This window comes from Ruegeria sp. HKCCD4884 (genome assembly GCF_013110855.1).
Lineage (GTDB): Bacteria > Pseudomonadota > Alphaproteobacteria > Rhodobacterales > Rhodobacteraceae > Ruegeria.
Window position 1 is genome coordinate 137,345 of sequence record NZ_WVRJ01000001.1, and the last position, 12,947, is coordinate 150,291.

Annotated in this window: 11 protein-coding genes and 1 tRNA gene; 10 read left to right on the top strand and 2 right to left on the bottom strand. The window is 54.6% G+C overall.

Annotated elements, in window-relative coordinates; genetic code table 11:
* The first annotated feature begins 232 nt into the window (after positions 1-232).
* From GS636_RS00630 to GS636_RS00675, 10 genes are all read left to right on the top strand, one after another.
* Complete coding sequence (locus GS636_RS00630; RefSeq protein WP_171668103.1) at positions 233-1,459, top strand: aminotransferase class V-fold PLP-dependent enzyme; 1,227 nt, start codon at positions 233-235, stop codon at positions 1,457-1,459.
* Between the two features lie 48 nt (positions 1,460-1,507).
* A complete protein-coding gene (locus tag GS636_RS00635) occupies positions 1,508-2,932 on the top strand; it encodes a deoxyribodipyrimidine photo-lyase (RefSeq protein ID WP_171668104.1) in 1,425 nt (474 codons plus the stop codon).
* Between the two features lie 69 nt (positions 2,933-3,001).
* The gene (locus GS636_RS00640) at positions 3,002-4,210 is read left to right on the top strand and encodes a cyclopropane-fatty-acyl-phospholipid synthase family protein (RefSeq protein WP_171668105.1); all 1,209 of its coding nucleotides are present in this window, start codon (positions 3,002-3,004) and stop codon (positions 4,208-4,210) included.
* A gap of 15 nt (positions 4,211-4,225) precedes the next feature.
* Positions 4,226-4,666, top strand: a complete 441-nt coding sequence (locus GS636_RS00645) for a TrgA family protein (RefSeq protein WP_171668106.1) — start codon at positions 4,226-4,228, stop codon at positions 4,664-4,666.
* Positions 4,667-4,693: 27 nt separating this feature from the next.
* Entirely contained in the window at positions 4,694-5,809 is a 1,116-nt protein-coding gene (locus GS636_RS00650) for an NUDIX domain-containing protein (protein WP_171668107.1), read from the top strand.
* Between the two features lie 68 nt (positions 5,810-5,877).
* Positions 5,878-6,912: a cysteine synthase A gene (locus tag GS636_RS00655; protein ID WP_171668108.1), complete on the top strand. Its 1,035-nt coding sequence runs from the start codon at positions 5,878-5,880 to the stop codon at positions 6,910-6,912.
* A complete protein-coding gene (locus tag GS636_RS00660) occupies positions 6,912-9,338 on the top strand; it encodes a DUF3772 domain-containing protein (RefSeq protein ID WP_171668109.1) in 2,427 nt (808 codons plus the stop codon). The genes GS636_RS00655 and GS636_RS00660 overlap by 1 nt, the downstream gene beginning before the upstream one ends.
* Before the next feature lie 146 nt (positions 9,339-9,484).
* Positions 9,485-9,574, top strand: a tRNA-Ser gene (locus GS636_RS00665).
* Between the two features lie 306 nt (positions 9,575-9,880).
* The gene (locus GS636_RS00670; protein WP_171089661.1) at positions 9,881-10,249 is read left to right on the top strand and encodes a group 1 truncated hemoglobin; all 369 of its coding nucleotides are present in this window, start codon (positions 9,881-9,883) and stop codon (positions 10,247-10,249) included.
* Positions 10,246-11,304, top strand: a complete 1,059-nt coding sequence (locus tag GS636_RS00675) for an adenylate/guanylate cyclase domain-containing protein (RefSeq protein ID WP_171089663.1) — start codon at positions 10,246-10,248, stop codon at positions 11,302-11,304. The genes GS636_RS00670 and GS636_RS00675 overlap by 4 nt, the downstream gene beginning before the upstream one ends.
* 6 nt (positions 11,305-11,310) lie before the next feature.
* Here GS636_RS00675 and GS636_RS00680 read toward each other — a convergent pair whose 3' ends face one another.
* Positions 11,311-11,925, bottom strand: coding sequence for a TetR/AcrR family transcriptional regulator (locus tag GS636_RS00680; protein ID WP_171089665.1), 615 nt, complete (start codon positions 11,923-11,925; stop codon positions 11,311-11,313).
* 104 nt (positions 11,926-12,029) lie between these two features.
* Positions 12,030-12,899 carry a polyphosphate kinase 2 gene (gene ppk2 / locus GS636_RS00685; RefSeq protein ID WP_171089667.1) on the bottom strand — a complete coding sequence of 290 codons (870 nt, stop codon included), beginning with the start codon at positions 12,897-12,899 and terminating at the stop codon, positions 12,030-12,032.
* Positions 12,900-12,947 lie beyond the last annotated feature (48 nt).

Genomic DNA, 12,947 nt, shown 5'->3' on the forward strand with positions numbered 1-12,947 from the left:
TTACAAAACCCCGGCGCTGTGCCGGGGTTTTCTTTTGTGCTGCGCCTTGACGGTCATGGATGCGACTGTCTAAGTGTCCGTGCTCTTTTTACGAAAGAGCTGCCCCGTAGTTCGCCACTTTGACGTGCGACTACAGGCTGGGCTGGAAGACCTGCCGTGATTTCTGAGACGCCCGGAAACATGTGCGGGTATCTCATTGATCAAAATGCGAAATAATAAGGAGCAATGAGGCATGAGCTCTCTGGATATTGACTTCGTGCGGGCGCAGTTCCCGGCTTTTTCCGAACCCAGCTTGCAAGGGCAGGCGTTCTTTGAAAACGCAGGTGGGTCTTACACGTGTAAACCGGTGATCGATAGGCTGACGCGGTTTTACACCCAACGCAAAGTCCAACCCTATGCGCCTTACGAGGCAAGCCGTCTGGGTGGTGCGGAAATGGACGAGGCCCGCGTCCGCGTGGCTGCAATTCTGGGCGTCGACACAGATGAGCTGAGCTTTGGCCCTTCGACAACGCAAAACACCTATGTTCTGGCGCAGGCGTTCCGGCAATGGATGAAGCCAGGCGAAGCTATTGTCGTAACAAATCAGGATCACGAGGCTAACTCTGGTCCTTGGCGGCGTTTGGCCGAGGCAGGGATCGAGATAAAGGAATGGCAGATTGATCCTGAAAGCGGCTCGCTGAACCCTCAGGACTTAGAGAACATGCTGGACGAAAAGGTTCGTCTGGTTTGTTTCCCGCATTGTTCAAACGTGGTGGGTGAGATCAACCCAGTAACGGAAATCACCGCCATTGCGCATGCCGCCGGTGCATTTGTATGTGTGGACGGCGTATCTTACGCCCCGCATGGTTTCCCGAATGTTGGAGATCTGGGGCCGGATATCTATTTGTTTTCTGCCTACAAAACCTATGGTCCGCATCAGGGCTGCATGGTCATCCGCCGCACGATAGGAGAGTTGCTGCCCAATCAGGCGCATTATTTCAACGGTGATGTTCTGCACAAGCGCTTTACCCCAGCAGGTCCGGATCACGCGCAGATCGCAGCCAGTGCAGGCATGGCGGATTATGTCGAACTGCTAAATGCACATCATGGTGGGCCAGACAGTGACGCAGCCGCGCAAGGCGAGTTTGTGCATAACCTGATGCGCATGCGCGAAGTGTCTTTGCTGCAACCTGTGTTGAATGCTGTCAAGGATCGCAACGCAGTCCGCCTGATCGGAACATCCGATGCGACCCGGCGCGCACCGACAGTTGCGTTGTCCCTGAACCGACCTGCGGGCCCTGTTGCCGAGGAACTGTCCCAATACGGCGTCATGGCGAGCGGTGGTGATTTTTATGCCGTACGTGCGTTGCAGGCCATGGGGGTCGAGCCAGAGCAGGGTGTGTTGCGGGTGAGCTTCACGCACTATACCTCGCAACAGGAAATTGATCAGCTTTTAGATGCACTTGAACGCGTTTTGTGATCCACTTTCCCTGAGCCTTCGTAGTACGATGAAAACCTCAGGGCGGACATGAAAGACGAGCACACTCCGATTATTATGTGGTTCCGACGGGATTTGCGCCTGTCGGACCATCCAGCCTTAACCGCAGCGGCAGAAAGCGGTCGCCCGGTTGTTCCGGTCTTTCTTCACGATGACCTTGTCGAACAGTTGGGGGCCGCCCCAAAGTGGCGCTTGGGGTTGGGGTTGGAGGCGTTTTCCAGATCCCTTGACGGTCTCGGCAGCCGATTGATCCTGCGTCGCGGCGACGCGCTGGCCCAATTGCAAGCTCTCATCCAAGAGACAGGTGCCGGCGCTGTCTATTGGTCCCGATCTTATGATCCCGCATCGATAGCGCGCGACAAAAAGATCAAGTCAGTGTTGACGGAACAGGGTGTCATGGCAAAATCCTTTGCCGGGCATTTGCTGTTTGAACCCTGGACTGTGGCGACCAAAACCGGCCAGCCGTTTCGTGTCTACACGCCCATGTGGCGCGCTGTTCAAGGGCGAGATGTACCTGCGCCTGACGCCTCTGTGACGGGATTGCTTGCTCCTGCAAAGTGGCCATCAACTGAAGAACTTCACAAGTGGCAGTTGGGTCGTGCCATGAACAGGGGCGCGTCGATCGTGCGCCCCTATGTACACCCCGGCGAGCAAGCTGCCCACGAACATCTAAACGTGTTTTTGGACCGTGTTGCGCTGTATTCCAAACACCGCGATCGGATGGATATGGACGGAACATCCAATCTGTCGGAATATCTCTCGCTGGGCGAGATAGGCCCGCGCACAGTCTGGCATCGGGTTCAGCAGGCCGCATTGATGGGCGTATCAGGCACTGATGCCTTCCTGCGCCAGCTTGTTTGGCGCGAGTTTGCCTATCACCTGATGTACCACACGCCACAGTTGGTCACGGGCAACTGGAAGCCGGAATGGGACAGTTTTCCGTGGAACACAGATCCTAACCACCCCGAAGTTGTTGCGTGGACGCAGGCAAGAACCGGTGTCCCCGTGGTCGACGCAGGCTTGCGGCAAATGTATGTCACGGGCCGAATGCACAACCGAACCCGGATGATTGTCGCCAGTTACCTGACCAAGCATTTGATGGCACACTGGAAAATCGGAATGCAGTGGTTCGATGACTGCCTGATCGATTGGGACCCGGCCTGCAACGCAATGGGATGGCAATGGGTAGCGGGCTCGGGCCCTGACGCGGCACCGTTCTTTCGCATTTTCAACCCGCAGACGCAGGCTGAGAAGTTCGATCCGGATGGAACTTATCTGAAGCGCTGGATCGCTGAAGGCGAGAAAAGCCCGAGCGACACGGCCATTTCGTATTTTGAGGCTGTTCCAAAGTCTTGGGGTTTGCGCCCAGACGCAGATTATCCTGCACCGATTGTTGCTTTGGCCGAGGGGCGAACCCGTGCGCTGAGCGCATATGAAAGCCGAAAATCCCACTAAGGAATTGAAAACTTGCCAGAAACAGAATCGCGGCCTAGCCTTACATCAATACCGCAGAGGGGAGAGCGGATGATCCTGACGACAACCGAAGGGCAGAATGATCTGCCCAGATATTTCGCGCAAGTCTTCAAGATGCTGACCAATATGGAACATGGGCGTCTGGATATCACGCTGCCAGATGGCCGAACATTTCGCGCCGAAGGCACTAAGCCGGGGCCGGTGGCTCAGGTCGATGTCCATGACGATGACGTCTTTGCGCGTTTGATCCGCGAAGGAGAGCTGGGCTTTTCCGACGCCTATCTTGATGGTCACTGGAGCACGCCCGACCTGCGATCCTTCATGGATGTCGTGCATTTGGGCTCTGAAACCGTATATGATGGGTTTACGGGCAAGTTCCTGGTACAAGCCTATGAACGGCTAAGATTTTGGCTGCACCGCAACAACCGGGCGCAGGCAAAGAAAAACATCTCGTATCACTACGATCTGGGCAATGATTTTTACGGCCTGTGGCTGGACGAGACGATGACCTATTCCAGTGCGATCTTCGAAACAGGGCAAGAAAGCTTGGAAAAGGCACAAACCGCGAAATATGCAAGCCTTGTAGATGAGATGGGCGCGAAGCCGGGCGATCACATACTGGAAATCGGCTGCGGCTGGGGTGGGTTTGCGGAATACGCCGCCAAGGAACGTGGCCTGCGCGTCACATGTTTGACGATCAGCCAAGAGCAGTTCAAGTATGCCAAAGAACGTATTGAAAAGGCAGGGTTATCAGATCTGGTAGAGTTCAAGTTGCAAGATTACCGCGACGAACAGGGCCAATATGACGGCATAGCTTCAATCGAGATGTTCGAGGCCGTCGGTCAAAAATATTGGCCCGTTTATTTCGAAACGGTACGAGAGCGACTAAAACCCGGTGCGCAAGCGACGTTGCAGATCATTACCGTGGGTGATCATCGCTGGGACTACTACAAGAATGGCGTTGATTTCATTCAGAAATATATCTTTCCAGGCGGAATGCTTCCGTCGCCGTCGATCTTGCGACAACAGATCGACCAGGCTGGCTTGAGTGTGGTGAATTCGAAAGAGTTTGGCAAAAGCTATGACCTGACACTGCGCCGCTGGTACGAGACGTTCAACGACAAGTGGGATCAAATTGCTGAGATGGGCTTTGATGAGCGTTTTCGCCGCATGTGGAATTATTATTTGACCGCATGTGGCGCGGCCTTTGACACAAGCAATTGTGATGTGACACAGATCACCATAGCAAAACCAAGTTAATGAACGGACTGTCATATGCCCACAGCCTCGCGTCTTGTCGCCGCTCTTTGCCTTGTCGTGCTGGCTTTCGTTGTCTCTGGGATGATCATCGACAATGGTGAAGAGGGTAAGGACTATGGTTACTTTACCTATGTGAACATGGCGTTAGGCGCGGTCTGCGGCTGGACCATCATGGGTAAACGCGCCGGGCGAGGATGGACGGCGGGGATCAACAATGGCCTGACGGGTGTCGCGTCGTTGGTTTTCTGGGCCTTGTTCGTGCAGGGGTGTTACGAGATGTTCCGCCTCGCCATGCGCAACAGATATGGCGGTCCCTTCGAGGCGGTTCTGGCTATTTTCAAAATCGGGGTCGATTATGGCAAACTGCTGATCACACCTGAAATACTTCTTGCGTTTGCTATTGGGTCAGTTGTTGCCGGTTTGGCCACCGAACAGGCCCACCGCCAATGGCGTTGAAGCAATCCATTATCTGAGAGTTCGAGTTTGCCTAACTTATTTTTCTATGGAACGCTGCGGTATTTGCCGTTGCTCGAACGTGTTCTGGGCCGCTCTTTTCAAGAGATTTCAGTTCAAACGGCGATGTTGCCTGATCATGCCGTTTGGGCTGTTCAGGGTCAGGATTTTCCTATGATCCAGACGTCAGGGGGTGACAGCGCCCAAGGCGTATTCGTTCAAGATTTGTCGTCCGAAGACCTGGCTCGGTTGGCATTTTATGAGGGTGCGTTTGATTATGACCTGACACCCGTAAAGGTGGTTCTGCATGACGGGACCAAACAGGAAGCACAGGTCTTTTTCCCTGCACCAGGCAGTTGGGAGCCGGACGGCCCCTGGTCTTTGCAACGGTGGGCGGACCGGTTGGGTGAGATCACCGCTCTGGCTGCAGAAGAAGAGATGGCGTATTTCGGCCGGCTGAAGCCTCAGGACATGGCTGGCAATATTCGCGCGATCCAAACACGGGCCTGGGCCAAGATTCTTGCGGGCAAACGGCGCACTGGCGATCTGAGAGATACAAGCAAGGACGTTATCGTGCATCGCCACGATCGTGCCTATGTGAACTATTTCGGGATGGAAGAGGTTGACCTTCAGCATCGGCAGCATGATGGCACCATGGGCCCCGTGCTGCAGCGGGGCAGCCTGATGCAAGGCAGTGCAGTGTCCGTTCTGCCTTACGATCCGGTGCGCGATACTGTGCTTGTTGTCGAACAATTCAGGCCACCGGCCTTTTTGATCAACGACCCCGAACCCTGGCTGTGGGAGGCCGTGGCCGGGATGATAGATCCAGGCGAAGAGCCGGAACAAGCAGCCCATCGTGAGGCGATGGAAGAAGCAGGTGTAACGTTTGACCGGCTTGAGTACGCGGGCGGGGCATATTCGTCTAGCGGGTCTTCCACCGGGTTCATGTATCTGTATGTCGGATTGGGTGACTTGACCCATACCACCACAACTGGCGGCCTTGATACCGAAGGCGAAGATATTCGAAGTCAGATACTGCCTTTTGATACGTTCATAGAGATGACGGATCGTCATGTTTTCAAAGACGTACAACTTGTGGCACTGGCCTATTGGCTGGCGCGCCACCGGGACAGGTTGCGCGCATGACTATCATGCTTGTGGTCGCGGCGGCGCGGCTGTAAATCTTCTCTGATACCAAACGACAAGAGGGCGCCATGCGCATTGCACGAGACCTTGCCGACGCAGTCGGGAAAACACCACTGATCCGGTTGAAGCGCATCAGTGAAGAAACCGGTTGTGAGATCCTCGGAAAGGCCGAGTTCATGAATCCCGGCCAGTCCGTCAAGGACCGTGCGGCGCTTTACATCATCCGTGATGCGGTAGCCCGAGGCGAGTTGAAGCCCGGCGGCACGATTGTCGAGGGAACGGCGGGCAACACCGGGATTGGTCTGGCACTGGTCGGTGCGTCCATGGGGTTCAAGACGGTGATTGTAATCCCGGAAACCCAGTCGGAAGAAAAGAAAGACATGCTGCGCCTTGCGGGTGCGCAGTTGGTTCAGGTTCCGGCCGCACCCTATCGCAACCCCAACAACTTCGTGCACTATTCGCGTCGTTTGGCCGAGCAATTGACAAAAACCGAACCCAATGGCGCGATTTGGGCAAACCAGTTCGACAATGTTGCCAACCGTCAGGCGCATGTGGAAACAACCGGCCCTGAAATCTGGGAGCAAACAGACGGCAAGGTCGATGGTTTTGTCTGCGCTGTTGGCTCTGGCGGAACTCTGGCCGGCGTGGCCGACGCGTTGCAGCCCAAAGGTGTGAAAATTGGCCTGGTCGATCCGATGGGGGCAGGGCTTTATTCTTACTACACCACTGGTGAAATCGCGATGGAAGGCAGTTCCATTGCCGAAGGCATCGGTCAAGTGCGCATCACCAAGAACCTTGAGGGCTTCAAGCCGGACTTCTCGTACCAGATGACGGATAATGAGGCGTTGCCGCTGATCTTCGATTTGCTGCGCGAGGAAGGGCTGGTCATGGGTGGCTCGACCGCCATCAACATGGCCGGAGCGGTGCGTCTGGCAAAGGATCTTGGGCCGGGCCACACCATCGTTACCATTCTGTGTGACTACGGAACCCGCTATCAGTCCAAGCTGTTCAACCCGGAATTCCTGCGCGAGAAGGAACTGCCGGTACCGGATTGGATGACCGAGGCCCCCCGAAGCATTCCGGGCGTGTTCGAGGACGTATGATGCTGGCGCAGGTCCGCCTGTTTCTTATCCTGTTCTTTCTGTGCCTAGTTGGGTTCGCAGGCGGCGCGGATGCGCAGCTGAGTAACCGGCAGAGCGAATATTATCAGGGATGGTTGAAAACGGCGGACCGTGCAGAAGATGTGATCGAGGCGAACCGCGCCTCGGACGCAGCTCTGGAAAATTTACGTTCAGAAATTAATAGTTACAGGGACGACTTTAACAGAGCGAGAAGCGCCAACACCGACCGTATTTCCACGTTGGACAGTCAAATCAACGCGCTTGGTCCCAAGCCCGAAGGGGACGCGACCGAGCCGGAAGATATTGCAACGTTGCGGGCGCATCTGGAAAAACAGCTAAACAGCTTGCGCGTGCCGCGGATTATTTCCGAGGAGGCATATAGCCGTGCCAACGGTTTGATCAGCGAAATAGATCAGATCCTGCGTACGCGGCAGACCAAGGAGTTCTTTGAACAAGGTCCGTCGCCGATAAACCCCGCATACTGGGGTCCGGCATGGGTGGACGTAAAAGAAGCAATCCAGAGCCTCGGAAATGAAACGATCACCAACTTTCGTTCAGACGTTGTGCGCGAACAAATCCGTGACCGCGGATTGGCAATTTTCGTACTGCTGGCCCTTTCAGCTGTACTGCTGATTTTTGGCAAAAAGTGGTCCGAACGTGGGGGGGAATACTTAAGGCTTTGGGGCGGGTCCGGCACTGGGGTTTGGTCTTTCGTCATTTCGCTTTTACGCATTCTGTTGCCTTGGATTGGGGTTCTGGCCGCGGTAACTGCGATAAGCCTGACTGGTGTTACGGGACTGAGGGGAAGCCTGCTGCTGCAAAACATCCCGTATTGGGCAGGGATAATCCTGTTCTACGACTGGATTGGTCGGCAGGTATATGTGATCGGCGCGTCGCAGGGGTTCAAACGGCTGTCCGCTGCAAAAATAAGAGAGCTGCGCCTGTACATCGACCTGCTTGCCGTGATGCTGATTTTGCACGAATTGGCACTGCTGTTCGAACGGATCGAAAACATCTCGGATGCGACCCGAGCCGTTGTCAGTTTCCCGGTCATTGTCGCAACAGCTTTGTTGCTGCTGCGCATACGCCAGATTCGCACCACGGACGGTCCGCCTGACCAATCTGCATCAACTCGAGCGGCAGGCTTCAGCCAATTGGTCGAGTTCTTGCGCCGGGCATTGTTCCTATTGGGGATAGCGTCTCCTATTCTGGCGATCTTTGGGTACACCAATGCGGCCGAAGCAATCGTGTTCCCCGCTGTGAAGACCCTGGTGCTCATCGGGGCGTTGGTCATCCTGCAAAGATTCATCAGCCAGATTTACGGCTGGATTACCGGGCAAGGGGACGCGGCTCGTGAGTCTCTTTTTGCGGTACTCGTCGGTTTTGCACTGGCCATAATTGCGCTGCCTATTCTGGCGATATATTGGGGAGCGCGTGAAACCGATCTGTTGGAAGCGTGGTCACGCTTACTACTTGGTTTCGACGTTGGCGGTGTCACGATTTCACCAACCAACTTCCTGACCTTTGTAGCTGTCTTCGCAATCGGTTACGCGTTGACACGGTTGCTGCAAAGCGGGTTGCGCAATTCACTTCTGCCGAAGACCAAAATTGATCCGGGTGGCCAAAACGCGATCGTGGCCGGTTCGGGCTATGTCGGCATATTTCTCGCTGCGCTTGTGGCAATCATGGTGGCCGGGTTTGACCTGTCGTCGCTTGCGATTGTCGCCGGTGCTTTGTCGGTCGGCATTGGCTTTGGTCTACAAACTATCGTGTCCAACTTTGTCTCTGGCATCATCCTTTTGGTGGAACGCCCCATTTCCAAAGGGGACTGGATTGATGTGAACGGTATGATGGGTTATGTGCGCGATATCTCGGTCCGCTCGACCCGGATCGAAACCTTCGACCGAACAGATGTGATCGTTCCAAATTCGGATCTGATCAGCGGCGTGGTGACGAACTATACCCGAGGCAACACAATTGGGCGTGTCATCGTGCCCGTTGGTGTCGCCTACGGTACCGATACGCGCCAGGTCGAAACCATTCTGGGTGAGATCGCCAATAACCATCCGATGGTTTTGGCAAACCCGGCGCCCAGTGTTGTGTTTCAGGGCTTTGGCGCGGATTCCCTTGATTTCGAGATCCGCGCAATCCTGCGTGACGTAAACTGGGTGCTGTCGGTGAAGTCCGACATGAACCACGAGATCAACCGCAGATTCTCGGACGCGGGTATCGAGATTCCGTTTGCTCAGCGCGACATCTGGTTGCGCAATCCCGAAGCTTTGCAGGCGGATGTCAAAGATCAGAGAGACCCTGCCAAACCCGTGGAAAGCAAGCCTGAGGCCCCATCAGAAAAGTCCGCTGACCTGACAGAGGCTGATTTGGATCCCGACGCTGGTGACGAAGTTTAACGGCGTTATCCAACGTCCTTGGAACGCTCTGAAATGGTACGGTGAAAGCCGCACGGGGGCAGGGCAACTTATTTGGGTCATTCCCGATTTTTCGCCGCATTGGGGCCTTGCAAATCTGACGACATTGGTTCACATATCGCCGGCACGGAGAGGTGGCCGAGTGGTCGAAGGCGCACGCCTGGAAAGTGTGTAGGCGGGAAACCGTCTCCAGGGTTCGAATCCCTGTCTCTCCGCCATAGTCTTCCTAACTGTGATGATCTTTGGTGCACGGGTGCAGAACGGTTTGATTCACCGATGCCGCCACTGAAAATCACATGAAGGATGAAGGGGCAGGAGAAGCTTTTGAAACCAGGTGGGTGTGTTGGCTTCATCTACTCGTTTCACTGTTTTAAGTTATTCGGATGCAAAGACCTGCGGCAGTTTTCAATTGACTTGCCTGAAAACTCTTTTCCGGTCGGAGCATACTGATCATAAACGTTAACAAAAATATCAATTTGATATAGAGTTGTGGTGTTATTGATCAGTAACGCGCGGGTATTCGTGTGACACAGACACTTTATGAAAAGTATGGCGGCTTCAAAACAATCAGCCGCGTCGTGATGACCTTCTATGAGATGGCATTGGATTCTGACGACATCGGCCATTACTTCGAGGACATTGATATGCCCCGTTTGATTGACCATCAGACGAAGTTTGTGTCTTCGCTAATCGGAGGACCTGCATCATTCAACGACGACAGAATTGAAGCTGTTCACCGGCATCTGAACATCTCACATGATGAATTTGACGTCATGGCGGAACTGTTCGGCGATGCGCTGAGCGCCCATGGCATGTCGGACGGGGATATCAAAACAGCGCTCGCCGCAATTGAGGGCAAACGGTCCATCATCGTCGTCCGGACTGCGGCATGAGCATACTGGCAATCAATGAGCAACTGTTGCGCGCCATTGGTGTTGGTGTCGCCGTGGTGCGTGCCTCGGATCTGGAATTTGTGTTTCACAACGGGCCTTTCGCGGAATGGTTTGGGACCCCGGAAGAAGGGAATACGCTTGGAGACATTCTGCCGGATCTCGACCCCAAAGAACTGGAAGATGTCAAACAGTCTGGCCTCAGGTATTCCGTCGAGCTTCAGATCAAACCAAAACGCCGGACGTTGATCTTTGCGGTGACAGTGTCGCTGGCCAATGGGTTGTCGGAGCAGGTGCTGATTGTGGAATGCCAGAACATCACCCGCATTCGCGAGTTGGAAAGCATGATCGACAGCTATTCCACCATGGTCGAGCGCAATACCCGAGAACTTGAGCGCGAAAAAGAAAGGGTTGAACGCCTGTTGCTGAACCTGATGCCAAGGGCCGTCTATGAAGAATTCAAGACATTTGGCGTCGTCACACCTCAGCTGTATCAGCAGGTTTCGGTGGTGATGCTGGATTTTGTTGGGTTCACAGATTTTGCAGCCAAGACCGACCCAACCGTAACCCTGAGTGAACTGAACGATATCTTCACGGCTTTTGACCGTATCGTCGAACAGTTTGGGTGTGAGCGGATCAAGACAATAGGTGACGCATACCTTGCTGTGTCCGGCATGCCTGACCCAACCCCGGATCATGCCACGGCTGTCGCGCATTGTGCCGTGCGGTTTCTCCGTTATCTCGAGCGCCGGAACGAAAGCCATCCGCACAAATGGCAGGCCCGGATTGGCCTGGGGATGGGGGCTGCGGTCGGATCGGTCGTTGGAATTCAGAAATATGTCTACGACGTTTTTGGCCCGGCTGTGAACATAGCGTCCCGCTTACAAGTCTTCGCCAACCCAATGAACATCGTGGCACCGGAAGAGATGAAGTATGCCCTGATCGACGAATTTCAGGTTTCCGACCTTGGTTGTGTTGACATCAAGGGAATGGGCGAGATGGACCTGATTAATGTGACCTCGGGTCTGAGTATGCCACAAGGCAACCGGTTGCTGTGACCCGTTTCAGTCGTCTTGAGGAATGAGGCCCAAACCGCGTAGGTAAATGCCAATCCCACTTTCCAGCAAATCCTCTGGCGGAAATGGAGAGGTTGCGCCAGTGTTGCGGGCAAAAAGCTCAACAACACCGTGGCTCATCGCCCAGATATGGGCACTGAACATCGATGCAGGTGGGCGCTTTTCTGGCGGAATATGTTGGGACAGGTCCGCCGCCGCTTTTTCCAGAACCGATTTTGCGCGATTGGCCGCCAAAGAAAGCTCGGTCGTGCGGTTCAAAGAGATCCCGCTTTCGAACATCGCGATATAATGGCCGGGGTTCTTGCGGGCAAAGGCCAAATAAGCCCGGCCGGTTGCCTCGAACGCTGCAAGCGCTGATGGCTGCCCCTTGTCGTAGGCGTATTGCATCAGATCTGCGAACATCTCGAACCCTTGCCGCGCCGCCTCGGCAATCAGGTCTTCACGTCCCTGAAAATGGCGATAGACAGCGGCAGGGGTCACTCCGGCGGTTTTTGCGGCTTCGGACAGGGTGAAACCAGTAGGCCCTTTTTCTTCAATCAGGGACAACGCGGCTTCGACCAAAGCCTGTTTCAGGTTCCCGTGGTGATACCCGCGTTTCGTCATTCCGGCCTCAGCTGTCTTGATGCAGTGTTTGAAAACAACGAGATAGAGCAAACACGCAGATCCGTCCAACCCTGTCCGTCAAAACACTTCGTTGGAGTGCAGGGTTACGCATCCCAGACATCCGGACCACCGCAAATCTGTGGGTCAATCTTGCCGATGCTCTTCTTGTCTTTCTCATCATAGTCCAACGCATGCAGGACCGTACGGATGGCTGCAAGACGCGCACGCTTCTTGTCGTCTGAACGCACGATCGTCCAAGGGCAGGCGTCGGTGTGCGATCTGGTCAGCGTTTCCGAGATCGATTCCGTATACTCATCCCACTTGTTCAGACCCGCCACATCAATCGGGCTAAGCTTCCACTGTTTGAGCGGGTCCGTCTCGCGCGCCAAAAAGCGGTTCAACTGCTCGGCACGCCCGACATTGAGCCAGAATTTGAAGAGATGGATCCCGTCATTCACCAACCCCATTTCCAGCGGCAGAACTTGACGGAAAAACCTCTCACGCTCTTCCTGCGTGCAAAAGCCGAAGACATTCTCGACGACACCCCGGTTGTACCAGCTCCGGTCAAAGAAAACGATTTCGCCAGCGGCGGGCAGGTGGGCGATATAGCGTTGAAAATACCATTGGCTGCGTTCCGCATCCGAAGGCTTGGCAAGCGCTACATTGCGCGCGCCGCGCGGATTCAGGTTTTCGCGGAACCGCTTGATAGTGCCGCCTTTACCAGCGGCGTCGCGCCCTTCAAAGATGATCGCCACCCGATGACCTGTTTCTTTCACCCAGGACTGCATCTTGACCAACTCGATCTGGAGAAGCTCCATCTGAGCATCATAGTCCTTGGTCTTCATTTTCTCGCGATACGGGTATGTGGCGTTTAGAATATCGCCTTTTCCCGATTTCTTGATTTCTTCCCGTACCGCCTTGGGGGCGTCTTTCTGATAATATCTTTCGATAGAACCTTTTTCGGACCGGGCCATATGTCACCTCGCGATAAAATCCATATCTTACTATGGATTAGAGCCTGG

Excerpts from the sequence above, each read along its gene's own strand:
- GS636_RS00630 (WP_171668103.1), top strand. The coding sequence starts at position 233 with ATGAGCTCTCTGGATATTGACTTCGTGCGGGCGCAGTTCCCGGCTTTT.
- GS636_RS00655 (WP_171668108.1), top strand. The coding sequence starts at position 5,878 with ATGCGCATTGCACGAGACCTTGCCGACGCAGTCGGGAAAACACCACTG.
- GS636_RS00645 (WP_171668106.1), top strand. The coding sequence starts at position 4,226 with ATGCCCACAGCCTCGCGTCTTGTCGCCGCTCTTTGCCTTGTCGTGCTG.
- GS636_RS00680 (WP_171089665.1), bottom strand. The coding sequence starts at position 11,925 with ATGACGAAACGCGGGTATCACCACGGGAACCTGAAACAGGCTTTGGTC.
- ppk2 (WP_171089667.1), bottom strand. The coding sequence starts at position 12,899 with ATGGCCCGGTCCGAAAAAGGTTCTATCGAAAGATATTATCAGAAAGAC.
- GS636_RS00660 (WP_171668109.1), top strand. The coding sequence starts at position 6,912 with ATGCTGGCGCAGGTCCGCCTGTTTCTTATCCTGTTCTTTCTGTGCCTA.
- GS636_RS00640 (WP_171668105.1), top strand. The coding sequence starts at position 3,002 with ATGATCCTGACGACAACCGAAGGGCAGAATGATCTGCCCAGATATTTC.
- GS636_RS00635 (WP_171668104.1), top strand. The coding sequence starts at position 1,508 with ATGAAAGACGAGCACACTCCGATTATTATGTGGTTCCGACGGGATTTG.
- GS636_RS00675 (WP_171089663.1), top strand. The coding sequence starts at position 10,246 with ATGAGCATACTGGCAATCAATGAGCAACTGTTGCGCGCCATTGGTGTT.